The sequence below is a fragment of the Aliivibrio fischeri genome (genome assembly GCF_009727955.1).
Classification (GTDB): domain Bacteria; phylum Pseudomonadota; class Gammaproteobacteria; order Enterobacterales; family Vibrionaceae; genus Aliivibrio; species Aliivibrio fischeri_A.
On the sequence record NZ_WOBR01000002.1, the window covers coordinates 261,271 to 286,523 of the forward strand.

General features: G+C 40.1%; 25 protein-coding genes. 6 read left to right on the forward strand and 19 right to left on the reverse strand.

Annotation, left to right across the window (positions count from 1 at the left end):
* Window positions 1-50: 50 nt before the first annotated feature.
* The gene (gene purD / locus GNP81_RS01710; RefSeq protein WP_155674219.1) at window positions 51-1,343 is read left to right on the forward strand and encodes a phosphoribosylamine--glycine ligase; all 1,293 of its coding nucleotides are present in this window, start codon (window positions 51-53) and stop codon (window positions 1,341-1,343) included.
* Between the two features lie 64 nt (window positions 1,344-1,407).
* Here purD and GNP81_RS01715 read toward each other — a convergent pair whose 3' ends face one another.
* On the reverse strand, window positions 1,408-2,112 hold the full coding sequence (locus GNP81_RS01715; RefSeq protein WP_012534047.1) for a DUF1481 domain-containing protein: 705 nt from the start codon (window positions 2,110-2,112) through the stop codon (window positions 1,408-1,410).
* A 39-nt stretch (window positions 2,113-2,151) separates the two neighbouring features.
* Window positions 2,152-2,424, reverse strand: coding sequence for an HU family DNA-binding protein (locus GNP81_RS01720; RefSeq protein WP_005421291.1), 273 nt, complete (start codon window positions 2,422-2,424; stop codon window positions 2,152-2,154).
* A 221-nt stretch (window positions 2,425-2,645) separates the two neighbouring features.
* On the opposite strand from GNP81_RS01720, the gene GNP81_RS01725 reads away from it, so the two are divergent.
* On the forward strand, window positions 2,646-3,716 hold the full coding sequence (locus GNP81_RS01725; RefSeq protein ID WP_155652711.1) for a CNNM domain-containing protein: 1,071 nt from the start codon (window positions 2,646-2,648) through the stop codon (window positions 3,714-3,716).
* Window positions 3,717-3,796: 80 nt separating this feature from the next.
* On the opposite strand, the gene GNP81_RS01730 is transcribed toward GNP81_RS01725, so the two are convergent.
* A complete protein-coding gene (locus GNP81_RS01730) occupies window positions 3,797-4,390 on the reverse strand; it encodes a YjaG family protein (RefSeq protein WP_005421295.1) in 594 nt (197 codons plus the stop codon).
* A gap of 71 nt (window positions 4,391-4,461) precedes the next feature.
* Here GNP81_RS01730 and GNP81_RS01735 point away from each other — a divergent pair, with 71 nt between their 5' ends.
* Window positions 4,462-5,376, forward strand: a complete 915-nt coding sequence (locus tag GNP81_RS01735) for a D-2-hydroxyacid dehydrogenase (RefSeq protein WP_155674218.1) — start codon at window positions 4,462-4,464, stop codon at window positions 5,374-5,376.
* Between the two features lie 45 nt (window positions 5,377-5,421).
* On the opposite strand, the gene GNP81_RS01740 is transcribed toward GNP81_RS01735, so the two are convergent.
* The 3 genes from GNP81_RS01740 to nudC form a co-directional block, all read right to left on the reverse strand.
* Window positions 5,422-5,874 carry a tellurite resistance TerB family protein gene (locus GNP81_RS01740; RefSeq protein WP_047863570.1) on the reverse strand — a complete coding sequence of 151 codons (453 nt, stop codon included), beginning with the start codon at window positions 5,872-5,874 and terminating at the stop codon, window positions 5,422-5,424.
* 115 nt (window positions 5,875-5,989) lie between these two features.
* On the reverse strand, window positions 5,990-7,057 hold the full coding sequence (gene hemE, locus GNP81_RS01745) for a uroporphyrinogen decarboxylase (protein WP_005421300.1): 1,068 nt from the start codon (window positions 7,055-7,057) through the stop codon (window positions 5,990-5,992).
* A gap of 206 nt (window positions 7,058-7,263) precedes the next feature.
* Window positions 7,264-8,058, reverse strand: a complete 795-nt coding sequence (nudC, locus tag GNP81_RS01750; protein ID WP_012534137.1) for an NAD(+) diphosphatase — start codon at window positions 8,056-8,058, stop codon at window positions 7,264-7,266.
* A gap of 159 nt (window positions 8,059-8,217) precedes the next feature.
* Here nudC and GNP81_RS01755 point away from each other — a divergent pair, with 159 nt between their 5' ends.
* A complete protein-coding gene (locus tag GNP81_RS01755; RefSeq protein ID WP_017019297.1) occupies window positions 8,218-8,700 on the forward strand; it encodes an Rsd/AlgQ family anti-sigma factor in 483 nt (160 codons plus the stop codon).
* A gap of 41 nt (window positions 8,701-8,741) precedes the next feature.
* Here GNP81_RS01755 and GNP81_RS01760 read toward each other — a convergent pair whose 3' ends face one another.
* The 4 genes from GNP81_RS01760 to GNP81_RS01775 are packed head-to-tail and all read right to left on the reverse strand — an operon-like array spanning window position 8,742 to window position 11,104.
* A complete protein-coding gene (locus GNP81_RS01760; RefSeq protein WP_005421307.1) occupies window positions 8,742-9,578 on the reverse strand; it encodes a CsgG/HfaB family protein in 837 nt (278 codons plus the stop codon).
* Between the two features lie 21 nt (window positions 9,579-9,599).
* On the reverse strand, window positions 9,600-10,001 hold the full coding sequence (locus GNP81_RS01765) for a curli assembly protein CsgF (protein ID WP_011262786.1): 402 nt from the start codon (window positions 9,999-10,001) through the stop codon (window positions 9,600-9,602).
* A 9-nt stretch (window positions 10,002-10,010) separates the two neighbouring features.
* The gene (locus tag GNP81_RS01770) at window positions 10,011-10,463 is read right to left on the reverse strand and encodes a curli production assembly/transport protein CsgE (protein ID WP_005421311.1); all 453 of its coding nucleotides are present in this window, start codon (window positions 10,461-10,463) and stop codon (window positions 10,011-10,013) included.
* Complete coding sequence (locus GNP81_RS01775) at window positions 10,460-11,104, reverse strand: LuxR C-terminal-related transcriptional regulator (protein ID WP_012533964.1); 645 nt, start codon at window positions 11,102-11,104, stop codon at window positions 10,460-10,462. The genes GNP81_RS01770 and GNP81_RS01775 overlap by 4 nt, the downstream gene beginning before the upstream one ends.
* A gap of 255 nt (window positions 11,105-11,359) precedes the next feature.
* Here GNP81_RS01775 and GNP81_RS01780 point away from each other — a divergent pair, with 255 nt between their 5' ends.
* The gene (locus GNP81_RS01780) at window positions 11,360-11,929 is read left to right on the forward strand and encodes a minor curlin subunit CsgB (protein WP_005421315.1); all 570 of its coding nucleotides are present in this window, start codon (window positions 11,360-11,362) and stop codon (window positions 11,927-11,929) included.
* 24 nt (window positions 11,930-11,953) lie between these two features.
* Complete coding sequence (locus GNP81_RS01785) at window positions 11,954-12,898, forward strand: major curlin subunit CsgA (protein WP_017019298.1); 945 nt, start codon at window positions 11,954-11,956, stop codon at window positions 12,896-12,898.
* Window positions 12,899-12,964: 66 nt separating this feature from the next.
* On the opposite strand, the gene rpoC is transcribed toward GNP81_RS01785, so the two are convergent.
* The 9 genes from rpoC to GNP81_RS01835 all read right to left on the reverse strand — a co-directional run.
* Window positions 12,965-17,170: a DNA-directed RNA polymerase subunit beta' gene (gene rpoC, locus GNP81_RS01790; protein ID WP_005421318.1), complete on the reverse strand. Its 4,206-nt coding sequence runs from the start codon at window positions 17,168-17,170 to the stop codon at window positions 12,965-12,967.
* Between the two features lie 71 nt (window positions 17,171-17,241).
* On the reverse strand, window positions 17,242-21,270 hold the full coding sequence (rpoB, locus tag GNP81_RS01795) for a DNA-directed RNA polymerase subunit beta (protein WP_012533765.1): 4,029 nt from the start codon (window positions 21,268-21,270) through the stop codon (window positions 17,242-17,244).
* A 237-nt stretch (window positions 21,271-21,507) separates the two neighbouring features.
* The gene (gene rplL / locus GNP81_RS01800; protein ID WP_005421323.1) at window positions 21,508-21,876 is read right to left on the reverse strand and encodes a 50S ribosomal protein L7/L12; all 369 of its coding nucleotides are present in this window, start codon (window positions 21,874-21,876) and stop codon (window positions 21,508-21,510) included.
* A 55-nt stretch (window positions 21,877-21,931) separates the two neighbouring features.
* A complete protein-coding gene (gene rplJ / locus GNP81_RS01805) occupies window positions 21,932-22,426 on the reverse strand; it encodes a 50S ribosomal protein L10 (protein WP_005421324.1) in 495 nt (164 codons plus the stop codon).
* 245 nt (window positions 22,427-22,671) lie between these two features.
* A complete protein-coding gene (gene rplA / locus GNP81_RS01810; RefSeq protein WP_005421325.1) occupies window positions 22,672-23,376 on the reverse strand; it encodes a 50S ribosomal protein L1 in 705 nt (234 codons plus the stop codon).
* Window positions 23,377-23,380: 4 nt separating this feature from the next.
* Window positions 23,381-23,809, reverse strand: a complete 429-nt coding sequence (rplK, locus tag GNP81_RS01815; RefSeq protein WP_005421326.1) for a 50S ribosomal protein L11 — start codon at window positions 23,807-23,809, stop codon at window positions 23,381-23,383.
* A 120-nt stretch (window positions 23,810-23,929) separates the two neighbouring features.
* On the reverse strand, window positions 23,930-24,475 hold the full coding sequence (nusG, locus tag GNP81_RS01820) for a transcription termination/antitermination protein NusG (protein WP_005421327.1): 546 nt from the start codon (window positions 24,473-24,475) through the stop codon (window positions 23,930-23,932).
* 12 nt (window positions 24,476-24,487) lie between these two features.
* On the reverse strand, window positions 24,488-24,865 hold the full coding sequence (gene secE, locus GNP81_RS01825; RefSeq protein WP_005421329.1) for a preprotein translocase subunit SecE: 378 nt from the start codon (window positions 24,863-24,865) through the stop codon (window positions 24,488-24,490).
* Between the two features lie 216 nt (window positions 24,866-25,081).
* Window positions 25,082-25,253, reverse strand: a 172-nt coding sequence (locus GNP81_RS01835) for an EF-Tu C-terminal domain-related protein (RefSeq protein WP_459076243.1), incomplete at its 5' end; no start/stop codon positions are given.

The following is a 25,253-nucleotide window of genomic DNA, read 5'->3' on the forward strand; positions in this document are numbered from 1 at the left end:
AGCTCGACATAGAGATTAGCAATATGGCGCAGCTATCAAAGGATAAATAAATGAATATATTAATTATTGGTGCTGGCGGTCGTGAGCACGCACTAGGTTGGAAAGCAGCACAAAACCCAAATGTTGAAACAGTATTCATCGCTCCTGGTAATGCAGGTACAGCACTTGAACCAAAACTAGAAAACGTCGCTATTGATGTTGAAGATATCGCTGCTCTTGTTGCTTTTGCGAAAGAAAAAGCCATCGAGCTGACCATCGTTGGTCCTGAAGCACCATTAGTTATTGGCGTTGTTGATGCATTTCGTGAAGCAGGTCTTCCTATCTTTGGACCAACGAAAGCAGCAGCTCAACTTGAAGGTTCTAAAGCATTCACCAAAGATTTCTTAGCTCGCCATGACATCCCTACCGGTTCTTATGCAAACTTCACTGAAATTGAACCTGCATTAGCTTACGTTCGTGAACAAGGTGCACCTATCGTTGTTAAAGCTGACGGTCTTGCCGCTGGTAAAGGCGTTATCGTTGCGATGACACTTGAAGAAGCCGAAGATGCCATCAAAGATATGCTGGCAGGCAATGCGTTTGGTGAAGCAGGTAGCCGTGTTGTTATCGAAGAATTCCTTGAAGGTGAAGAAGCCAGTTTCATTGTAATGGTGGATGGTGCAAGCGTACTTCCTATGGCAACAAGCCAAGATCACAAACGCGTTGGAGATAAAGATACAGGTCCAAATACAGGTGGTATGGGTGCATACTCTCCAGCTCCTGTTGTGACTCCTGAAATTCATAATCGTATCCTTGAAGAAGTTATCTACCCTACAGTGCGTGGCATGGATGCAGAAGGTGCACCTTATACAGGTTTCCTTTACGCAGGCCTTATGATCGATGCAGAGGGTACACCAAAGGTAATCGAATACAACTGTCGCTTTGGTGATCCAGAAACACAACCTATCATGATGCGTATGGAATCAGACCTTGTTGAACTTTGTCTAATGGCTATCGACGAGAAACTGGACGAAGCAGAATCTAAGTGGGATCCACGCGCATCTATCGGTGTTGTTCTTGCTGCTGGTGGCTATCCTGCAGATTATGCGAAAGGAGATGTTATTTCGCTGCCTTCTGAAGAAGCTGAAGGTCAAAAAATCTTCCATGCAGGCACCACAAATAATGATGCTGGTGATGTTGTGACAAACGGTGGTCGCGTACTTTGTGCTACCGCATTAGGTAATACCGTATCAGAAGCTCAAGAGCGTGCTTATCAGCTTGCTAAACAAGTAAGTTGGAATGGAATGTTCCATCGTAATGATATTGGTTACCGTGCTATTGCTCGTGAATTAGAAACCAAATAGCTTTACGGAAAATAAATAATAAAGGCGCTGTAATAGCGCCTTTTTTCATTCGACTTGATTAATCTTAATCTTCAATCAATTCCGGACGCTCTACACATGAATAGCTATCATCTGTTAATAGTAATAGTTCAGACATCTTTAACTCATTTTTATCTCTACGAGTTTCTTGGCCTAAAAATGAAATAAAGCTATCTAAGCCAGATAATCTCGCCACCACGAAATTAGGTAATATTTGGTTAAACTCTAATTGATCGTATTGTTTACCATCACAAGAGTAAAAAGTCTCACCATCCCATTCGCCTTGGAATAATTTAATATCGTCTTTATTTAGAGCTTCAACCTTAGTGACCAAATATTTAGATTGATCTTGAAATTGTGTTAATTGGGCAGGCATTAACGGCAAAATACGCCCATCTTTATCATAGCGTTGGTACACAGCCTCACCATTACCGTTATAGCGAATATGCATAGAATAAGGGATTAACTCACTCTCAGAATCAAGCATTTCTCCTTCACGGACAGCTTCAACAAGAGTTTCTTTTTCCCAACGATAAGTAGTTTTATACCAACCATAATCACCCATAGTGACATAATCAGATGCTACAATAGGTTGCTGTAAACGACGGGTATACCAATAATAACTTGTTGCATCACCTTGGATTTGACCACCGGTTAATGTAACAGATTTGATGCGTTGTTCATCAGATGGATTAGACGAACAGCCAAAAAGAAAAGTAGATAGAAGTAAAGTAGATAGAATGCGCTTCATAAAAATGCCGAGTTAAGGATTAACTCGGCAAAGTATAGCTTAGTTTACTGATTCTTTCAGTGCTTTACCTGCAACAAATGCAGGAACTTTAGCCGCTTTGATTTGAATCTCTTCACCAGTCTTAGGGTTGCGACCAGTGCGCGCAGCGCGGTTGTTAACTTTAAAAGTACCAAAGCCAATAAGTTGAACTTGCTCGCCATCTTTAAGAGCGCCAGTTACGCCTTCTAGAGTCGCTTCAAGAGCTGCTTTTGCTTGTGCTTTTGATAGGTCTGCTTTTTCAGCAATAGCATCAATTAACTGGGTTTTATTCATTAGGGTTTCCCTTCTATTTTTTTGAAATCCTAGTAACTCTAATGCATAAAGACCCCATCTGGCAAAGGTTTGTGCCCTTTCTTGCTGTAGAATGCGCGTTCTTTAGACATAAACTGAGTAACGTCTCACAATTTGTTACTATTTTTCATTAATGAGTCATTGTATTTTGGTTATTCCGTACCCATTTTATAGTGGCTTGCTTATTTTTTTTGAGATTAATAATGTTAATTTTATCCATCTATATAGCCATTTCTATTGGTGTTTCTTTCATTTGTTCGGTATTAGAAGCGATTCTTCTTAGTATCAGCCCAAGCTACCTTGCAAAATTACGACAAGAAAACCACCCCGCTGCACCTCGACTAACAGCATTAAAAGATAATGTTGATCGCCCTTTATCATCAATTTTAACGCTAAACACGATAGCTCACACCGCAGGTGCTGCAGCATCGGGTGCTCAAGCATCGATTGTTTTTGGTAGTGAATGGTTAGGTGTTTTTTCAGCTTTCCTAACTTTTGCCATTCTACTGTTCTCTGAAATTGTTCCAAAAACAATCGGAGCAACTTACTGGCGTCAGCTTGCTCCGATGGCAGCGACAATGCTTCATTGGATGGTGCTATTGCTAAGCCCAGTAGTTTGGATGTCAGAACAAATTACAAAACGACTTTCTCGTGGCCATCAAGCACCTAAATTGCGTGATGAAATTACAGCCATGGCGACATTGGCAAAAGAAAATGGTGAATTTGCAGAAGGTGAGTCAAAAATATTAAACAACATTCTTAATATTCAAGATGTGCCTGTTACCCAAGTAATGACACCAAGAACGGTATTATTTCGTGTTAACGCTGAAATGACGGTTGAACAATTCTTAGAAAGCCATTCAGATACACCGTTTTCACGTCCATTAGTTTACAGTGAAGATAGTGATAACATCATTGGCTTTACTCACCGATTAGAACTTTTCTCAGCAATGCGTAAAGGGCAAGGTGAACGACCTCTTGGTGCGATGATGCGTCCAATTCAGGTTGTGATAAGTACTTCAACACTACCAAAAGCTTTTGAGCAACTAATGAAGCACAGAGCACAACTGGCATTAGTTATTGACGAATACGGTACCGTTCAAGGCTTATTAACACTAGAAGATATCTTTGAATACATGGTCGGCGAAGAAATTATCGATGAAGCAGACAAAACTACCGATATGCAACAACTTGCTCAACAACGTTGGACAAATTGGAAAAATAAACACGGTGTAATCGATAATACCGATGCTGAAGAAGAAGAGAAAGAATAATAAAAGGTGTTAGCAAGCCCCTTTTAGCAAACAAAAAAAAACCGATGAGCAATCATCGGTTTTTTTATTAAATCAGAAAATCAGTACGTTAACTCTAAGCCAATATTACTGATATTTTCATCTCGTAATTCTTGTCGTAAATCTTTAATTAAATCGATATCACGCTCTTCAGCTTCGCGTAATGGGCGGAAAATGGCCCACTGAACATCCCACTCTTCACAGATCACATCGATCTCTTTTTGATTTTCATCTGTCACTTCTTCACCCGTTTGAGCTTCAACAAGTTGAGCTACCGTCATTACAGAAAGTTGACTGATCTTAAACATCGCTTCTTCTAACTCGTCACGATCTAAAATACCATGTAAGAAAGTAGATAGTGCAACACAAGCATCAATTGCTGGGTAAGTAAGATAAATTGAATCGTCATTAACTTCTGGGATCATCTCTTCCAGTTTTTCTAATTGACGTTCAAAGTTAATCTTGGCATTTTTAACGGTCAATAGCTCCCAAATACTATCAAGAATTACTCGATAGGTTTGTGGTTCAGCAAAACCTGTAGCCTCACAGTAATGTGCGTAGTTTGGATACATACGTTCACACAAAGAAGCCATAAAAGTAATTTGTTGCCATGGTTCAAACTTTTCTAAACGAACTTGGATCGGGTTGCGTAACATAGACGATTCTGCACTATTCAAAAAGGACGCTTTAAGTGTACTTGATAACCGCGAATGACAAAAGGAAGGTTATGAATAAATTACTTATCATTTCAAAAGAAAAAGAGAAATACCTCTCACTTTTAGAGCAAGCGGATCTCCCGGATCTTGAAATTTGTCACGATATTAGAAAAGCAGAGATCCTTCTTGCCGATCCACCACTAATCATTGATCTCTTAGACCAATTCAAAAATCTAAAATGGTTACAGTCTACTTTTGCGGGTATTGACTCTCTAACCCAACCTAATTTAAGAACCGATTACCATTTAACCAATGTTCGTGGCATTTTCGGACAACAAATATCAGAATATGTTTTAGGCTACTCCATTCAATACTTTCGTCATTTCAAACAATATGCTGATCAGCAAAAAAAGAAACAATGGCAGCCCCATACATACTCTTCATTAGTCAATAAGTGCATGGTTATTTTAGGAACAGGCTCAATAGGAAGTGAGTTAGCCGCAACCGTTAAGCAACTTGGCTTTATCGTTTATGGTATTAACCGCTCAGGGATCCCTCCTAAAGATTCTCCCTTTGATTGTATATTCCATATTTCAGAAATTGAAAATGCTTTTCAATATGCAGATGTGATTGTAAGTACATTACCAAAGACTGAATTAACTATGGACTTACTAAATAGCCAAACCTTAAAAAAATGCAATGGTGCATTGCTATTTAATGTTGGACGAGGAGAAGTACTGGAAAATTACGGTTTACTAAACGCACTTGAGTCTGGATCTATTTCTCATGCATTTTTAGATGTGTTTGCTCATGAACCACTGTCTCAAGAATGTCCTTACTGGAATCACTCAAATATCACGATTACACCACACATTGCGGCACTCAGCTTTCCTGAGCAAGTGTTTGAGCAGTTCTATGACAACTACTTACGTTGGCGAGATGGGTTCTCTTTAATTAACTCTATAGATTTTACTAAGGGCTATTAGAATATTTAGCCTGTTGTCTCTCGTTTAATGAACAGGCTAAGTATATTAATCCTTAGGTGCAGCCGCTAATTTAGCTCGAATAAACTCTAAGTGATCAAGATAAATTAACTCTGATACTTGACGAATCACCGCCTCTTCCATTGGCTCTATAACGCCATCAGCATAAGCCACTTGCCACATTGCTTCTATTAAGTGATAACGCTCTTCGGGCATCAGTGATCTTAATTTAGTTGTAAACTCATACAAGGATGTGGACGCTTTACTTTTTTGCATCGCTTCTAATAACAATAATTTTGCTGACTCTTCGTTAAGGTCAAGAAGCTTCATTAGTAACTGTAATTTTGCGGTATCTTCTCTCTCATCACTCTGATGATCCGCGTTTGATACTTCACACAAAAGTGAGGCCATTGCTAAGTGCATCGATGCGGTTTCACTTGCCCCACTTTCTGTCGCCTCATGAATCACTTTCTTCAATAATGTACGTAATTGTTTAAACATAACCGACTCTTGATTGCTCTTATCTTTAATTATGACAATAAAATTATAGCTCTGTTCCAATAAAAAAGGAGACCTCATTGAGTCTCCTTTTTATCTAGAATCTTAATTTAAGATTTTATTTATGATACGGCTTAGATAAGTCATGAACTGCATCAACAAACACACCCGCATTTTCAGGTGGGACGTCTAGGTGAATACCATGGCCTAGATTGAATACATGCCCTGTACCAGCATCACCAAATCCTTCAAGGATGGTTCCTACTTCTTGGCGAATACGTTCAGGTTGTGCATACAGAATTGATGGATCCATGTTTCCTTGCAGAGCAACTTTATCACCAATACGAGCTTTTGCATCGGCAATATTAATAGTCCAATCAAGGCCTACTGCATCACAACCAGTTGCTGCAATCGACTCTAACCACATACCACCATTCTTAGTGAATAAAGTAACTGGTACACGGCGACCTTCGTTTTCACGGATCAAACCATCAACAATTTTATGCATGTAACGTAATGAGAACTCGTTATAGTCACGAGGAGTTAATACACCACCCCATGTGTCAAATACCATTACAGATTGTGCACCAGCTTTAATTTGAGCATTTAAATACTCAATAACACTGTCAGCTAACTTATCTAATAACAAGTGAAGTGTTGCTGGTTCTGCATACATCATTTTTTTGATTTTAGTGAATGCTTTTGAACTGCCACCTTCAACCATATAAGTTGCTAATGTCCACGGACTACCAGAGAAACCAATTAGTGGAACTTCACCTTTTAGATCTTTACGAATCTGACGAACTGCATTCATCACATACTGCAGTTCACCTTCTGGATCAGGAAGACCGATCTTATCAACATCCGCTTTACAAGTAATTGGACGTTCAAACTTAGGACCTTCACCTGTTTCAAAGTACAGACCAAGACCCATAGCGTCTGGAATAGTTAAAATGTCAGAGAATAAAATAGCAGCATCTAGGGGAAAACGGCGTAAAGGTTGAAGAGTTACTTCTGATGCTAACTCTGCATTTTTACACAAAGACATAAAGTCACCGGCTTCTGCACGCGTAGCTTTGTATTCTGGAAGGTAACGACCCGCTTGGCGCATCATCCAAACTGGTGTGTAATCTACTGGTTGTTTTAATAATGCACGTAAATAACGGTCATTTTTTAGTTCTGTCATGATCTTCCCTCATATTTGATCCCGCTATTGTAGCACTCAATTCACTGAACAAAAGCCTACCTTTGCTATCGAGATCATATTTAACCAATCTTGTGATTAATGATAATTGCGCAATAGATAACCACGTGTTAAAAATTGTCTTGCTAGTGAAAATAACAACATCTAATTAACAATTGTTAAAATTGGAAATCATAACAACACCTTACTTACACCCATTCATCTGTTTGGGTGTTTTTTTCTTGCTGAATATCACTTAACGTTGCTTCAATTAATGCTCTTGCTATAGTCCCTTTTGGCGCTAATTCCGGCAGCGAATTTTTATCATACCAACCCGCCTTAATGAGCTCATTTCTATCTACTTTTATTTCACCAGACTCATAGTCCGCCATATATCCCATCATAAGGCTCGATGGAAAGGCCCAAGGTTGGCTTCCTACATAACGAATATTTTTTATCTTAATACCCGTCTCTTCAAATACTTCACGAGAAACCGCCATCTCCAGTGTTTCACCAACTTCAACAAAACCCGCTAAAACAGTAAACAAACCACCTTTATGCCTTTGGTGTTGAGCAAGTAGAATCTTATCATCACGACGAACAGCAACAATAATAGAAGGGAATATTCTAGGGTAATGGAGTTTACGACAGTCATTACATTGCATCGCAATTTGATTATGGTTGAGTTGAGTTCGACCACCACATTGTGGACAAAAACGAAATTCTCTTGCCATGAACCCATACTGAATGGCTTTACTAAACAATAAAAAATCAGATTGTGGGTATTCTAATAACTCTCTAAGACCAGTATAAGCTAACTCTTGGTTAACTAATTCATCGTTCAACCACATTACTGGTTCACTATTATGATTACCGATACATATTGCTTGCTCAAAAGGTAAGTTAAACTCAATTGCACTACCATTTGGAAGCTTTCCATCCTTCAACCAAATGTTTGAATCATTTACTACGCACCAATACGCTTTTGTATGTTGGTTTAACATCTTTATCACAACCCTCTTGCAGCCATCCATATTTACTGGCAATCTTAAAGAATAGTAATGAGTATATACCCAAACAATTTACACTGAAACCACACTCAGATTTACTTGGGTATAGATATAGAACTTTGGAATATTGCTTGCAACTACAAGGATATCGTTATGCTTACTAGACTAAATCAATTCCAAGAACAATGGGGCGGCAATAGCGACGTTATTGACCATTGGCTATCAACTCGCCAAGATTTATTGGTTGAGTATTGCAAATTGGCCGGACTGCCACCTTTTGACTCATCTGCATCTTCTCTTCCTGATTTCTCTTCAATTCAATCATTTACACAGCATCTAATTGATTATATTTCAGAGGGTCATTTTAAAATTTACAACATGGTAATGGCCAAATGGGATGCGACAGGCTTTTCTCCTACTGAAGAGATGAGTCAACTTTATGCCCATATAACAAAAACAACCGATCCTATTCTTAACTTCACTGATAAATATTCTAAAGATGATGAGGAGTTATTATTGAGTGATTTCGACAATGATTTTTCAACGCTAGGTGAAATTATTGAAGCGAGGTTTGAGTTAGAGGATGGGTTAATCGAGCAAATTTCTAGCAGCTTGGCACACCCTCCAGGAGCTTAATGATTAAATAGAGTGTTTGAACCCAAACACTCTATTTAATTTTATAAAATTTGATTGGTTTCAGAGGCGTATTTTTTAAATATCGGATTATTTCTAGTATCTAAATTTGCAGGTCGCCATAGCCCTTGTTGTACACCTTTCACGATAAGGTGTATGACAGCGGAATCAATCGCTGACATCAAAGCAATATTTACAGGCTCATTATTGGTATACCCTAGTTCAACCTCTAATAACTCTTTGTAATCAACAAAACGAAATGCACCAGCAGAGACTTCATAAGATAAAATCGTTTTACTTGTAGTCACACTTGTCAGTATTTTCCCACTTCTTACATCTACCGCTCGTATGTTCACAGTAACTTGATCTGCTCTATATTGACCCGAACCACCAATTCCTAAATAACGAGCTCCTGCACCACCGGTTTTTATATTTGAATCATAAGCAACAATACCCCCTTCTATCATTACGTTAGCAGACAATAATGAAGGTAATGTTGAGCCATGATTGCTAATCGATTCCTGCTTTTTTTGAGCCGCTCTAATAATTTTTCGTTCAGTCAAAAGATTTTGTAATCCTTGTCGTTCTAAAGGATAAAACCATTCAGAATCTAATAAAGCCATCGTTAAAAGAGCCGTTCCACCTTGAGGTACAGCGGTCGAAAAGTTACTGTTAGGCTGTGGCTTATATTGTCCCGTTTGATCTCTAAAATCATAGACAGAAACAAATATTTTTCCTTGTGGTTTAGGTAGCGATATCAAATCAATATAATTTGCTCCTCGCTGCATTAACGTTGGAGACTCAGAAGTTTCAGGAATATCGATTGAATTTGAACAACCCGCTAACAGTAGTATGAATAAATAATAAATTGAATATTTCATTGCTCAGTCCTTAGCGTTAGATCAATCTGGAGTTAAGCCACTCACCTGAATCTCTGATGTTTCCCCTGTTGCTTTATCAACAATTTGAATCAATAGAGCCCCTGAATCATCAACAATATTAAGTATGAAATCGTCTGTAATTAATTGCCCAGTATTACCATTACCAACATCAGCAAGTAATTGACTGATCAAACGAGATTGCAAACTAGATGTTAAACGATCTAGTGCTGACTCTTGTTCAAATAGTGAATCTTCTTGAGGTCCTTTATAATCATTAATTGCATTTGCGCCACCAAATAGGTGCGATGTATTTAAAGGGTTTCCTCCGAAATTAGGATTCACAGGTGTATATACCAATTCACTTGCATGAACAAAAACAGGTATACAGATAGATAGCATTAGCAATACATTCCTTATTGCCATAATCAATCCTTAGATCTCAGGGTAATCGAGATCAAATGTATCTTTAAATAACTTTTCTGTTTGCCATTTAACTATGTATTTATTTACGGCTTCTAGAGCCTGCTCTGCTTTCTCATCAGCCTGTCGTTGACCTGGAGAAAGAGCACTTCTATAAATAACCTTATCAAAATGATAAACCCCTATAATGCTTCCAGATAATGCCGTCGGTCTCTCTTTTATTGTTAGGTTTACATCTATATCTTCATATCTAGCGTTCATTTTCATAGAAAAAGAAAAATAAAAATCTCGTCCCAAACGAGTCAATGTACGATCAATAATCAACCCATCAAGTTCAATTAAATCATCCACTTCATTTACGCTGTTATTTTCCAAAGGAGCTTTAGACTCTAACGATGCTTTATTATCTGAAGCAAAAGAAATAAAAGATGTAAAAAAAACGATACTAATATATTTAATATTCATCGATTATTTCCTTCAAAGTCATATCCTTTCGCCCACATCATCGCTTGTAATCTATTTTTTACATTTAATTTTTTAAAGACATTATATAAGTGTGTCTTAACTGTATTTTCACTTACAAACAATGAATTAGCGATGTCTACATTTGAAGCGCCGGATGCTAATAATCTTAATATTTCACTTTCTCTTGTCGTTAATGAAATAGATGTTGATAATATCGCACTCTGTTTCTCTCTATATGCAAATATTAATTCATTAATTATTTTACGACTAAGCCACATCTCTCCTTCTATTATTTTCTTTACTCCATAAGATATAACATCCATATTATCTTTCTCATAAAACACCCCGACAACATTCGGATATTTCATTATGTTTTTTTTTATATTCTCATCAGTTATATTAAAAAGTATTTCTCTTACCTTTAATTTATTTCGATTAATTGTATCTATGTAATTTTTATACTTTTTATCTGTTTGTTTTTTTATATCCAAGATAACTAGAATGTCATCATCTACTTTCCCTTTATTTACTAATTCATCACAATTAAGAGAAACAATCGCCTGACCTGAAGATTTCTCTAATAAATCAATAAGTAAAGATGAATACAATGTTGGATCTGACGATAAATAATAGATACTCATCTCACTCCTCCATGATGACTGTTATTTAAAACTAGCTTAAAACCTCTACATATCCACCGAATAACTAAATAATTATTAATAACCTTTAGTTTGTATCATTTGTGAGAATTAAATAAGCATTTAAAAATCAAAACGTATAGTACTTTAGTTTATTTTTTACCAATTAAAATATCATTAATAAGTTTATGGTTGTTCTCTGAGCAAATCCCATACTTTTGATGTGGCAAAAAGCTATCACGAAAGAGGGATACTGATATGAAAATATTATCAGTAAGTTATATCTATTTATTAATGGGGATAAGTGGTTACAGTTATGCGAATTTTGATCTAGGTATTAATGAATTTAATGCTCCAAATGAATTAACGGAATTATCCGAATTAAATACGAGCAATGATAATAATGCAATTATTGAATTAACTAATGCAACAAATTCGCAAGTAACTATTATTCAACATAATGTAAATAAAACAGGAAGTAATAAAGCAAAAGTAAAACAAACTGGCTATGACAATACAGCAGCCGTCATGCAACTAGGTAGCAATAATGTAGGGTTAATTGCTCAAAATGGCACAAATAATTCAGCGACATTGAAACAGCTAGGATTAAACCATGAAGGTGCCATTTTACAAGAAGGTAATGACAACATAGCTCATTTAGTACAAACAGGTAACGGTAAACAAAACGTAGTAAACCAAACAGGTGATTCAAATATTGCAGCTGCAGTGAATAAAAATAATGGTGCAGGTTTTTCCATTAATCAAACTGGCAATCAAGGAATTATCTTAGTAAACGGAATGGATAGATTCATATCCATCGTAAATTAAAAATCATTTCAAGGAAGTTTTATTATGAAAAAGCTAGCAATCGCAATCTCAACTATCTTACTTTCTGGTGCTGCATATGCTGGGAATACAGCAGATGTAGAGCTATTTAATGCAGATGATAATGACGTTAATATTTTCCAAATGTCGCCAGCAGTAGGGAATGATGCAGATGTGTTAATCCGAAACTCTGATGATAACGAAGTTGATATCTATCAAATGGGGCGTCATAACGAAGCTGTAGTAAGAGTACGTAACGGAAGTGATGATAATGACCTGATGATTGATCAAGATGGTCGTCACAACCGTGCTGTTCTAAAAGCTCGTTTAGGTAGTGATGATAATGACTTCGCAATTGAACAAGATGGACGCCTTAATTTAGGTAAGGTTATTGCTGACGACAGCGATAACAACAATGGTTTAATTGACCAACGTGGACGCAAAAATGAAGCCTACATTAATTTTGATGGTGCATCAGATAACTCGAACAATAAAATTGTTCAAAGAGGTCGTCGTAATGAAGGTGAAATCAGTGTAATGGGCGGATCAAACAATGGTACATTAAAAATCCGTCAAAAAGGACATGATAATGACTCTAAAATTCATGTTTATGGTGGTTCAGGTAATGAAGCATTAACTAAAATCAACGGTGATGATAATACAACTTACACTGCATTTTATGCTGGTGCATCAGATAACGACACGACAATCTTGATGAAAAATGATTCATTAGACAATACCGTTTACGCTGTCGTTGTTGGTGGTAGCTTCAACGAAGCGGATGTAACAATTGATTCAAGTAACGATAACTTTGTTTCTGTGGCCCAATGGGGTGACTCATCAATGGCTGAGGTTACATTGGAAAATGGTTCGAATGATAACTGGATAATGGTTAACCAAACTAATAATGATATGGCTACAGTAACCGCAGATAACAGTAGTTACAATGCTGTTGTAATTACTCAACTATAAATTTATCACTTAAATAAAAAAAGCCCTGCATCTCTGCAGGGCTTTTATTTGCGTTTATTAAATCAATTACTCTTCAGAAGAGAAACCTGCATTTAATAGTGCCGCTAAGTTATCAGTCGCTTGCTCAGCTGATGGACCTTCTTGCTCCACAGCTTTTTGCTTTTGACGTTCTTGGTGGTATGCGAAACCTGTACCCGCTGGAATTAGACGACCAACGATTACGTTTTCTTTCAGACCACGTAGTTCATCACGCTTACCAGAAACAGCTGCTTCAGTAAGTACGCGCGTCGTTTCTTGGAACGATGCAGCAGAGATGAACGACTCAGTAGCAAGAGACGCTTTAGTAATACCTAGTAGATCACGCTCGAAACGTGCAGGTTGCTTGCCTTCAGCTTCAAGCTGACGGTTTGCAATCGTTACGTTAGCGAATTCTAGTTGCTCACCTTCAAGGAAAGTAGAATCACCAGAATGTGTAATCGTACACTTACGTAGCATTTGACGAACGATAGTTTCAATGTGCTTATCGTTAATCTTAACGCCTTGTAAGCGGTAAACTTCTTGAACTTCGTTAGTGATGTATTCAGTCACTGCATGGATACCACGTAAACGTAGAATATCATGTGGAGTTTCTGGACCATCAGAGATAACGTCACCACGTTCAACTTTATCACCTTCAAAGATGTTAAGTTGACGGTGTTTATGAATCATTTCTTCATAAACTTCGCCGTTATCGTCACGAGTGATCAATAAGCGAACCTTACCTTTAGTCTCTTTACCAAACGCAACAATACCTGCGTGCTCAGCAAGAATTGCTGGCTCTTTAGGTTTACGAGCTTCAAATAAGTCCGCAACGCGTGGTAGACCACCGGTGATATCTTTAGTACCGCTTGAAGCTTGAGGAATACGCGCTAACGTTTCACCAATACCTACATTACCACCATCAGCAAGGTTAACAATCGCCTTACCTGGTAGGAAGTATTGAGCTGGCATTTCAGTACCAGGGATCATGATGTCGTTACCGTTCGCATCAACAAGTTTCACTGTTGGACGCATGTCTTTACCAGCAGAAGCACGCTCAGCCGCATCAAGAACAACGATTGAAGATAGACCAGTTAACTCATCAGTTTGAGTTGTGATCGTAACACCATCAATCATGTCAACGAATTGAACTTGACCTTGTACTTCAGTGATGATTGGCATTGTATGCGGGTCCCAAGCTGCGATCTTATCGCCTTGGTTAACTGCATCACCATCTTTCTTATTCAAGATAGTACCGTAAGATAGCTTGTAACTCTCTTTAGTACGGCCATGCTCATCAATAACTGTTAATTCAGAAGCACGAGACGTAATAACTAAGTTACCTTCGCTATTTGTTACGTGCTTAGCATTATGAAGCTTGATCGAACCAGTCGTCTTAACTTGAATGCTGTTGTCTGCTGCCGCTGTAGATGCCGCACCACCGATGTGGAACGTACGCATCGTTAGCTGTGTACCAGGTTCACCGATTGATTGAGCAGCGATAACACCAACTGACTCACCTTGGTTAACCATGTGGCCACGAGCAAGGTCACGACCGTAACAGTTTGCACAACAACCGAAGTCAGCTTCACAACTTACTACTGAACGTACTTTAATTTGGTCAACTGAGTTTTCTTCAACGATTTGACACTGCTTCTCATCAAGAAGAGTGTTACGTGGAAGAAGAATTTCATCTGTACCTGGTTTCAATACATCTTCAGCAACCACACGACCTAGAACACGTTCGTGTAGAGGTTCTTTAACGTCACCACCTTCAATTAGAGGAGTCATGGTCACACCTTCGTATGTACCACAGTCATCTAAATGAACAACTACATCTTGTGCAACGTCTACTAAACGACGAGTCAGGTAACCTGAGTTCGCAGTTTTAAGTGCTGTATCGGCAAGACCTTTACGCGCACCGTGCGTTGAGATGAAGTATTGGTTTACGTTTAGACCTTCACGGAAGTTCGCCGTGATCGGTGTTTCGATGATTGAACCATCTGGTTTAGCCATCAGACCACGCATACCCGCTAGCTGACGAATCTGAGCTGCAGAACCACGAGCACCGGAGTCGGCCATCATGTAAACGCTGTTAAACGATTCTTGTTGCTCTTCTTCACCATCGCGGTTAAGCACTGTTTCTGAAGACAGGTTATCCATCATCTCTTTAGCAACTTGTTCGTTTGTTGCTGCCCAGATATCGATAACTTTGTTGTAACGTTCGCCCGCAGTTACAAGACCAGATTGGTACTGCTCTTGAATTTGCTTAACTTCTTCTTCTGCATCAGCAACTTTCGTGTACTTAGCATCAGGGATAACCATGTCATCGATACCAACAGACGCACCAGACAATGCTGCGTATGCGAAACCGGTGTACATGATTTGGTCAGCAAACACTACTGTGTCTTTAAGACCAAGAGTACGGTACGCTTCGTTTAGTAGGTTAGAGATTTGCTTCTTACCTAACTTCTGGTTAATGATGCTGTAAGGAAGACCTTCTGGCACGATTTGCCATAGCATTGCACGACCAACAGTCGTATCAACCAATTTAGTTTCACGAGTCTCAATACCGTTCTCATCACGAATAACTTCAGTGATACGAACTTTAACGCGAGCGTGTAGCTCAGCAACACCTGTACGGTATGCTTTTTCAGCTTCAGCAAAACCTTCAAGGTACATGCCTTCGCCTTTAGCGTTAATTTTTTCACGTGTCATGTAGTACAGACCTAATACAACGTCCTGAGAAGGTACGATGATTGGGTCACCTGATGCTGGCGACAGAATGTTGTTTGTCGACATCATTAGGGTACGAGCTTCTAATTGAGCTTCCAGAGTTAGTGGTACGTGTACCGCCATCTGGTCACCATCGAAGTCGGCGTTATATGCCGCACACACTAGTGGGTGAAGCTGAATTGCTTTACCTTCGATTAGTACTGGTTCAAACGCTTGGATACCTAGACGGTGAAGTGTCGGCGCACGGTTAAGCAGTACTGGGTGTTCACGAATTACGTCATCTAGGATATCCCAAACGATCGCTTCTTCACGCTCTACCATCTTCTTAGCAGCTTTGATTGTCGTAGCAAGACCACGGCCTTCTAATTTGCTGTAGATAAATGGTTTAAATAGTTCAAGTGCCATCTTCTTAGGAAGACCACACTGGTGTAGACGAAGGTATGGACCTACTGTGATTACAGAACGACCAGAGTAGTCTACACGTTTACCAAGCAAGTTCTGACGGAAACGACCTTGTTTACCCTTGATCATATCAGCAAGAGATTTAAGAGGACGCTTGTTAGAACCTGTAATCGCACGACCACGACGACCGTTATCAAGCAGCGCATCAACAGACTCTTGAAGCATACGTTTTTCGTTACGTACGATAATATCTGGTGCAGCTAAGTCTAATAGACGCTTCAAACGGTTGTTACGGTTAATCACACGACGGTATAAGTCATTTAGATCAGACGTAGCAAAACGACCGCCATCTAGTGGTACTAGAGGACGAAGATCTGGCGGAAGAACTGGTAGAACAGTTAGAATCATCCACTCTGGGTTGTTACCAGATTGAACGAAAGCTTCTACTAGTTTCAGACGCTTAGTTACTTTTTTACGTTTTGTTTCAGAGTTAGTAGTTTCTAACTCTTCACGCATGTCTTCGATTTCTGCTTGCATGTCCATAGACGCTAGCAGATCTTTGATCGCTTCCGCACCCATCTTAGCTGTGAATTCGTCACCGAACTCTTCTAGCTTATCAAGATATTCTTCTTCAGAAAGAAGTTGGCTGCGTTCTAGATCAGTCATACCTGGCTCAGTAACCACATATGATTCAAAGTAAAGTACACGCTCGATATCACGTAGTGGAATGTCCATTAACAAACCAATACGAGACGGCAGTGACTTCAGGAACCAGATGTGCGCAACTGGAGACGCTAATTCGATGTGGCCCATACGGTCACGACGAACTTTAGTTTGCGTTACTTCTACGCCACATTTTTCACAGATAACACCACGGTGCTTAAGGCGTTTGTATTTACCACATAAGCATTCGTAGTCTTTAACTGGGCCAAAGATACGTGCACAGAAAAGACCGTCACGTTCTGGCTTAAAGGTACGATAGTTGATTGTTTCTGGCTTTTTAACTTCACCAAAAGACCATGAACGAATTTGGTCAGGTGAAGCAAGACCGATTTTGATTGCATCAAATTCTTCAGTCTTGTGTTGTGCTTTCAGAAACTTTAATAAGTCTTTCACATTCGGCTCCTGTAAGGAGAAAAAAGGCGCTCGGCGAGCGCCTTATATTCTACCGGACAATCTCAATGAGATTATTCTTCGTCTTCTAACTCGATGTTGATACCAAGTGAGCGGATCTCTTTCAACAATACGTTGAATGATTCTGGCATACCTGGTTCCATACGATGATCGCCATCTACGATGTTCTTATACATCTTAGTACGACCGTTCACGTCATCCGACTTAACGGTTAGCATTTCTTGTAGGGTATATGCAGCACCATATGCTTCAAGTGCCCATACTTCCATCTCACCGAAACGCTGACCACCGAACTGAGCTTTACCACCTAGTGGTTGCTGAGTTACAAGGCTGTAAGAGCCGGTAGAACGTGCGTGCATCTTGTCATCAACTAAGTGGTTCAGTTTTAGCATGTACATGTAACCAACAGTTACAGGACGCTCAAACGCATCACCAGTACGACCATCAAACAGTTTCAACTGACCAGATTCTGGTAGATCAACAAGTTTTAATAGCTCTTTAATTGACGCTTCAGGAGCACCATCAAAGATTGGTGTAGCGATTGGTAAACCACCACGTAAGTTCTTAATTAAAGTACGAACTTCGTCATCAGACAGAGCAGCAATATCTACTTCTTGGCGAGTTTCACCAAGATCGTATACTTTTTGTAAGAAGTTACGGAACTTATGCAGTTCTTGTTGCTCTTTAAGCATTTGGTTGATCTTGTCACCAACGCCTTTCGCAGCAAGACCCATATGAACTTCAAGAATCTGACCGATGTTCATACGAGAAGGTACACCCAGTGGGTTCAATACGATATCTACTGGTTGACCTTTCTCATCATAAGGCATGTCTTCAACAGGGTTGATCTTAGAGATTACACCCTTGTTACCGTGACGACCCGCCATCTTATCACCAGGCTGAATACGACGTTTAACCGCTAGGTAAACTTTAACGATCTTCAGTACGCCCGGAGCAAGATCATCACCTTGAGTGATCTTACGACGCTTAGTTTCAAACTTCTTATCGAACTCAGCTTTAAGTTCGTCGTACTGCTCAGCAAGTTGCTCAAGTTGGTTTTGTTGCGCTTCGTCGTCAAGAGTGATTTCTAACCACTGCTTACGATCCATTGCATCAAGTTTAACTTCAGAAACACCCGCTGCTACAAGAAGTGTACGAACACGAGCTAATAGACCACCTTCAAGAATTTGGAACTCTTCAGTGATGTCTTTCTTAGCTTCTTTAAGCTGCATTTGTTCGATTTCTAGAGCACGTTTGTCTTTTTCAACACCATCACGCGTAAATACTTGTACGTCAATGATAGTACCTGAAACAGAGTTTGGTACACGTAGAGATGAATCTTTAACATCAGATGCTTTTTCACCGAAGATAGCACGTAGTAGCTTCTCTTCAGGAGTCAGTTGAGTTTCACCTTTAGGTGTTACTTTACCAACTAGGATGTCACCACCCTTAACTTCAGCACCAATGTAAACAATACCTGATTCGTCTAGTTTAGACAGAGCAGCTTCACCTACGTTAGGGATGTCTGCTGTGATCTCTTCAGAACCAAGTTTAGTATCACGAGCCACACAAGATAGTTCTTGGATGTGAATCGTCGTGAAACGGTCTTCTTGAACTACACGTTCAGATACAAGGATTGAATCCTCGAAGTTGTAACCATTCCAAGGCATAAATGCGATACGCATGTTCTGACCAAGTGCTAACTCACCAAGGTCTGTTGAAGGACCATCAGCAAGAACATCACCACGAGTTACAGGTTCACCAGGAAGCACTGTAGGACGTTGGTTGATACACGTATTTTGGTTAGAACGAGTGTATTTAGTTAAGTTGTAGATATCGATACCAGCTTCACCAGGTACCAACTCTTCTTCGTTCACTTTAATAACGATACGAGAAGCATCTACTGACTGAACCACACCACCACGTTTAGCAACAGCTGTTACACCTGAGTCAACTGCTACGTTACGTTCAATACCAGTACCAACTAAAGGCTTATCAGCTTTTAATGTAGGTACAGCTTGACGTTGCATGTTCGCACCCATTAGGGCACGGTTCGCATCATCGTGTTCTAGGAACGGGATAAGCGAAGCAGCTACAGATACAACTTGGTTTGTCGCGACATCCATATATTGGATATGTTCACGAGGGTGTAGACCAGATTCACCTTTCTGACGAGCGATGATTAGTTCATCAGCAAAAGTACCTTCTTCAGTTAACACGGCGTTAGCCTGTGCAATAACAAAAGTACCTTCTTCGATAGCAGATAGGTAATCAACTTGATCAGTTACTTGACCATCAACAACACGACGGTATGGAGTTTCTAGGAAACCGTACTCGTTACATTGTGCAAATGCTGATAGTGAGTTAATCAGACCGATGTTTGGACCTTCAGGCGTTTCGATAGGACATAGGCGACCGTAGTGAGTCGCGTGTACGTCACGAACTTCGAAGCCAGCACGCTCACGAGTTAGACCACCAGGACCTAAAGCAGAAATACGACGTTTGTGCGTAACTTCTGACAATGGGTTGTTTTGGTCCATAAACTGAGACAGCTGTGAAGAGCCAAAGAATTCTTTAACTGCAGCTGAAATCGGCTTAGCGTTGATAAGGTCTTGAGGCATAATTGCATCAAGGTCACCAAGACTTAGACGCTCACGAACAGCACGTTCTACACGAACTAGACCAACACGGAATTGGTTTTCTGCCATTTCGCCAACAGAACGAATACGACGGTTACCTAGGTGGTCGATATCATCGACTTCACCAATACCGTTACGGATATCGATCAGTTTACGCATCACTTCAATGATGTCTGTCTCATCAAGAACGCCAGCACCTTCGTCATTATCACGGCCAATAGAGCTATTGAACTTCATACGACCAACAGTCGATAAGTCATAGCGTTCTTCAGAGAAGAATAGGCTTTCGAATAATGCTTCAGCAGCTTCTTTTGTTGGCGGCTCGCCAGGGCGCATCATACGGTAAATTTCAACAAGAGCCGATAAACGGTCAACAGTTGAATCTGCACGTAATGTGTCAGAGATGTATGCACCATGATCAAGATCGTTAGTAAATAGTACTTCGATCTTCTTGTAGCCAGCCTGAGATAAATTAGCCAGATCTTCTAAGCTAAACTCTTGGTTAGCTGCGATAATGATCTCGCCAGTGTCTTCATTCACGTAGTCGTGAGAAGCCACTTTACCTACGATGTAATCAACTGGAACTTCAATATGAGTGATATCGTCTTTCGTTAACTGGCGAATATGACGCGCAGTAATACGACGGCCAGCTTCTACATAAACTTTGCCGTTAGCTTCGATATCAAAAGTTGCAGTTTCACCACGTAAACGCTCAGGAAGTAATTCCATCATTAGCGTTTGATCTTTCACTTCAAAAACAACTTTATCGAAGAATAGATCTAGGATCTCTTCTGTTGTTTTATTCAGTGCACGTAGGATGATCGTTGCTGGTAATTTACGACGACGGTCGATACGTACGAATAAGTTATCCTTAGGATCAAATTCGAAATCTAACCATGAACCACGGTAAGGAATTACACGTGCGTTATAAAGAACTTTACCAGATGAATGGGTCTTACCCTTATCGCTGTCGAAGAAGACACCTGGGCTGCGGTGCAGCTGGGATACGATAACCCTTTCAGTACCATTGATTACAAAAGTACCATTGTCTGTCATAAGCGGAATTTCGCCCATGTAGACTTCTTGTTCTTTAATGTCTTTAACCGTGTTTGCTGGTGCATCTTTATCGTACACAACCAAACGCAGTTTAACACGTAGTGGTGCAGAATATGTAACACCACGGATTTGACATTCTTTAACGTCAAATTCTGGCTCACGGAGATTGTAGCTAACGTATTCTAGCTTAGAGTTGCCGTTGTAGCTCTGAATTGGAAAAACAGAACGGAAGGCAGCCTCAAGACCGTATTGCCCTTCTGGATCTTGCTCGATAAATTTTGTAAAAGAATCAAGCTGGATCGATAGCAAGTATGGTATGTCCAACACTTGTGGACGCTTACCAAAATCCTTACGGATGCGCTTTTTCTCTGTATAAGAGTAAACCATGGGGTTCCTCAGCTCGCTGATAAGTGACCCGAACCGTCCGCCTTTGTCTTTAAAGGCTGGGACAGTGACTAATAACACTGTTTTCTGTAGGACATGTTCACTGATTTGTGATCATGTTTTTTGCTCGGATGAGGGGTTCTAAACAGTGTGAAATTACCCTACACCCTACAGCGCAAAAAGGCCGGTGGTTAATAAACCACCAGCCATTAGCCGTTAGGCTATGAAACTAAGTAATAATTACTTAACTTCAACAGAAGCACCAGCTTCTTCTAACTGAGCTTTAAGAGCTTCAGCTTCAGCTTTGTCAACGCCTTCTTTTAGAGGTGCTGGAGCTGAGTCTACAAGACCTTTAGCTTCTTTAAGACCTAGGCCAGTAGCGCCACGTACTGCTTTGATAACAGCAACTTTGTTAGCGCCAGCAGAAGTTAGGATTACGTCAAATTCAGATTGCTCTTCAGCAGCGTCGCCGCCAGCTGCGCCACCTGCAACTACTGCAGCAGCAGCAGTAACACCGAATTTTTCTTCCATAGCTTCGATAAGCTCAACAACTTGCATTACAGACATTTCTGCAACTGCGTCTAGGATTTGCTCGTTAGTAATAGACATAACAATTCTCTTTTAAGTCAACAATAATTTATTTTGTAACCAGTTAAAGCAAGGCTTATGCCGCAGCTTCTTCTTTTTGGTCACGAACAGCAGCGATAGTACGAACCAGCTTGCCAGCAGAAGCTTCTTTCATGCACATCATTAGGCGTGCGATAGCTTCGTCGTAAGTTGGTAGTGTCGCTAGTACATCAGCATCAGTAACTGCGCCTTCAAATGCAGCAGCTTTGATCTCGAAATCTTTATTCTCTTTAGCGAAGTCTTTGAAAAGACGCGCTGCAGCACCTGGGTGCTCGTTAGAGAATGCAAGTAGAGACGGACCAGTGAAAGTGTCAGTTAGACACTCATACTCAGTACCTTCTACTGCACGGCGTGCTAATGTGTTACGAACAACTTTCATGTAAACGCCCGCTTCACGCGCTTGTTTACGTAGAACAGTCATCGCAGCAACAGGAACGCCACGAGAGTCAGCTACAACTGCAGAAAGTGCACCACTGGCTGCTTCGTTGACTTCAGCAACAATTGCTTTTTTGTCTTGAAGATTTAAAGCCATTTGGATTAACCTCTGGTTGTGATTACACCACTCACTACAAAATGTAGGAGAGTAAATACGATGCATTCACAGAAAACCAATTTTTATAAAATTGATTTCAAGTTCGGGCACCGTCTACGCAGGTTTTATTAAGCTCTTACGAGCGCCTACGGTCTTGGACGGAGACTTTCTAATTAAAAATCAGAAAGCCCCAACCATAAATTTGATAGGCGGAAAATTATACATGAATTTCCCACCTTTGCAAATTAGTTTGTTTGTGTATTTAGAGTCGCTTGATCTAAAGATACACCAGCACCCATTGTAGTAGAGATGCTTACCTTCTTCACGAAAGTACCTTTCGCAGAAGTTGGTTTTGCTTTCTTAAGTGCAACTAAAAGAGCTTCTAGGTTCTCTTTAAGTTGAGCAGCATCAAAGTCCACTTTACCGATAGTAGTGTGGATGATGCCGTTTTTGTCGTTACGGTAACGAACTTGACCAGCTTTAGCGTTCTTAACAGCTTCAGCTACGTTAGGCGTTACAGTACCAACTTTAGGGTTTGGCATAAGACCGCGAGGACCTAGGATTGTACCTAGTTGACCAACAACGCGCATTGCATCAGGAGAAGCAACAACAACGTCAAAGTTCATTTCGCCTTTCTTAACTAGTTCAGCAAGATCTTCCATACCAACTAGATCAGCACCAGCTTCTTTAGCAGCTTCTGCGTTTGCACCTTGAGTGAAAACAGCAACACGAATGTCACGACCAGTACCGTGTGGTAGTACAGTTGCACCACGAACGTTTTGGTCAGATTTACGTGCATCGATGCCAAGGTTAACAGCAACGTCAACGCTTTCTGTGAACTTAGCAGTAGCAAGTTCTTTTAGAAGAGCAACAGCTTCGTTGATGTCGTATTCTTTAGTAACTTCAACTTTTTCGCGGATATTGCGCATGCGCTTAGTAAGTTTTGCCATTATATTAACCCTCTACCACTAGGCCCATTGAACGAGCAGTACCAGCAATTGAACGCTTCATAGCTTCAATGTCAGCACCAGTCATGTCCGCAGCTTTAGTTTCTGCGATCTCTTGTAGTTGAGCGTCAGTAACAGTACCAACTTTCTCAGTGTTTGGACGACCAGAACCAGACTTAACGCCTGCAGCTTTCTTAAGAAGAACTGCTGCTGGTGGAGTCTTAGTAACGAACGTGAAAGAACGGTCGTTGTATACAGAGATAACTACTGGGATTGGTAGACCTTTCTCGATAGATTCTGTTTTTGCGTTAAACGCTTTACAGAATTCCATGATATTCACACCGTGTTGACCTAGTGCAGGACCAACTGGTGGACTTGGGTTCGCCATACCTGCTGCAACTTGCAGTTTGATATAAGCTTCAACTTTCTTAGCCATGATATTTCCTAATACTTGGGTTCAAACGCTATCCAACTGGATTAGCTCCCCGTTAACAAAAAGGCGCGAAATTATAGTAATAATTCGCGCCTTTGACAATACCTTTTGCTGATTTTTCGATCAGTTTTTTTCTACTTGGCTGAACTCTAGTTCTACTGGAGTTGCACGACCAAAGATAGATACAGATACTTTTAAGCGACTCTTCTCGTAATCCACTTCTTCAACAGTACCGTTAAAGTCTGCGAATGGGCCTTCAGTAACACGAACCACTTCACCAGCTTCAAACAATGTCTTAGGACGTGGAGCTTCGCTCGCTTGCTCAAGACGGTTTAAAATGGCATCCGCTTCTTTATCAGTAATTGGTGCAGGGCGATCCGAAGTACCACCAATGAACCCCATTACACGTGGAATACTACGTACTAAGTGCCATGATTCATCATTCATGATCATTTGCACTAAAACGTAACCAGGGAAAAATTTACGTTCGCTTTTACGACGTTGGCCAGCACGCATTTCTACCACTTCTTCAGTTGGTACTAGTACTTCACCAAATAACTCTTCCATGTTATGCATTTTAATATGTTCGCGTAGCGATTGAGATACACGACCTTCAAAGCCTGAAAAAGCTTGAACTACATACCAACGTTTTTTTGGAGCTTCACTCATGATCACTTATCCTCAAACACCTGTGATTAAGCCAATTAGTCTAACCATAATACCATCAATGCCCCATAAAATCAGAGCCATCACGATACATACAGCTAGAACAATGAAAGTTGTTTGTGTTGTTTCTTGGCGTGTAGGCCAAACAACCTTTCTAACTTCCATTCTTGATTCACGAGCAAATGCAATTGCAGTTTGACCTTTTGCTGTGAAAGCAGCAATACCACCAGCAGCAGCAATTAATGCAACCACACCGGCAGCTCGAATAACAACAGATAAATCAGCTAGTAAGTAATTACCAACAACAGCAGCAGATAATAGAACTAAAACAAGTAACCATTTTACTGTATCAGCTGCGCCTGAAGTTTCTGTTGTCTCAGTATTTGTTTTCATAAACCAACCTGTGACATAACCATAATTTACTTCTATCACTTGATAGAAATTGTTAACCAGACTTAATATAGCCTAGTATCTTCATTCCATAAACCAACAATTTCGTTGATTCATCTGCGCTGTGCTGTGTATTTTCTAAAAATGCAAAACAACACACAATACAACGCAGAAAAAGGGCATCAAATGATGCCCTCTTTACTAGTACTTAGTCAAATCTTAAGCAAAGATTTTAGCAACAACACCAGCACCAACTGTACGGCCACCTTCACGGATCGCGAAGCGTAGACCTTCGTCCATTGCGATTGGAGCAATTAGCTCAACCGTCATTTGAACGTTGTCACCTGGCATTACCATTTCTACGCCTTCAGGTAGAGTGATGTCGCCTGTT

Excerpts from the sequence above, each read along its gene's own strand:
- purD (WP_155674219.1), top strand. The coding sequence starts at position 51 with ATGAATATATTAATTATTGGTGCTGGCGGTCGTGAGCACGCACTAGGT.
- GNP81_RS01715 (WP_012534047.1), bottom strand. The coding sequence starts at position 2,112 with ATGAAGCGCATTCTATCTACTTTACTTCTATCTACTTTTCTTTTTGGC.
- GNP81_RS01720 (WP_005421291.1), bottom strand. The coding sequence starts at position 2,424 with ATGAATAAAACCCAGTTAATTGATGCTATTGCTGAAAAAGCAGACCTA.
- GNP81_RS01725 (WP_155652711.1), top strand. The coding sequence starts at position 2,646 with ATGTTAATTTTATCCATCTATATAGCCATTTCTATTGGTGTTTCTTTC.
- GNP81_RS01730 (WP_005421295.1), bottom strand. The coding sequence starts at position 4,390 with ATGTTACGCAACCCGATCCAAGTTCGTTTAGAAAAGTTTGAACCATGG.
- GNP81_RS01735 (WP_155674218.1), top strand. The coding sequence starts at position 4,462 with ATGAATAAATTACTTATCATTTCAAAAGAAAAAGAGAAATACCTCTCA.
- GNP81_RS01740 (WP_047863570.1), bottom strand. The coding sequence starts at position 5,874 with ATGTTTAAACAATTACGTACATTATTGAAGAAAGTGATTCATGAGGCG.
- hemE (WP_005421300.1), bottom strand. The coding sequence starts at position 7,057 with ATGACAGAACTAAAAAATGACCGTTATTTACGTGCATTATTAAAACAA.
- nudC (WP_012534137.1), bottom strand. The coding sequence starts at position 8,058 with ATGTTAAACCAACATACAAAAGCGTATTGGTGCGTAGTAAATGATTCA.
- GNP81_RS01755 (WP_017019297.1), top strand. The coding sequence starts at position 8,218 with ATGCTTACTAGACTAAATCAATTCCAAGAACAATGGGGCGGCAATAGC.
- GNP81_RS01760 (WP_005421307.1), bottom strand. The coding sequence starts at position 9,578 with ATGAAATATTCAATTTATTATTTATTCATACTACTGTTAGCGGGTTGT.
- GNP81_RS01765 (WP_011262786.1), bottom strand. The coding sequence starts at position 10,001 with ATGGCAATAAGGAATGTATTGCTAATGCTATCTATCTGTATACCTGTT.
- GNP81_RS01770 (WP_005421311.1), bottom strand. The coding sequence starts at position 10,463 with ATGAATATTAAATATATTAGTATCGTTTTTTTTACATCTTTTATTTCT.
- GNP81_RS01775 (WP_012533964.1), bottom strand. The coding sequence starts at position 11,104 with ATGAGTATCTATTATTTATCGTCAGATCCAACATTGTATTCATCTTTA.
- GNP81_RS01780 (WP_005421315.1), top strand. The coding sequence starts at position 11,360 with ATGAAAATATTATCAGTAAGTTATATCTATTTATTAATGGGGATAAGT.
- GNP81_RS01785 (WP_017019298.1), top strand. The coding sequence starts at position 11,954 with ATGAAAAAGCTAGCAATCGCAATCTCAACTATCTTACTTTCTGGTGCT.
- rpoB (WP_012533765.1), bottom strand. The coding sequence starts at position 21,270 with ATGGTTTACTCTTATACAGAGAAAAAGCGCATCCGTAAGGATTTTGGT.
- rplL (WP_005421323.1), bottom strand. The coding sequence starts at position 21,876 with ATGTCTATTACTAACGAGCAAATCCTAGACGCAGTTGCAGAAATGTCT.
- rplJ (WP_005421324.1), bottom strand. The coding sequence starts at position 22,426 with ATGGCTTTAAATCTTCAAGACAAAAAAGCAATTGTTGCTGAAGTCAAC.
- rplA (WP_005421325.1), bottom strand. The coding sequence starts at position 23,376 with ATGGCAAAACTTACTAAGCGCATGCGCAATATCCGCGAAAAAGTTGAA.
- rplK (WP_005421326.1), bottom strand. The coding sequence starts at position 23,809 with ATGGCTAAGAAAGTTGAAGCTTATATCAAACTGCAAGTTGCAGCAGGT.
- nusG (WP_005421327.1), bottom strand. The coding sequence starts at position 24,475 with ATGAGTGAAGCTCCAAAAAAACGTTGGTATGTAGTTCAAGCTTTTTCA.
- secE (WP_005421329.1), bottom strand. The coding sequence starts at position 24,865 with ATGAAAACAAATACTGAGACAACAGAAACTTCAGGCGCAGCTGATACA.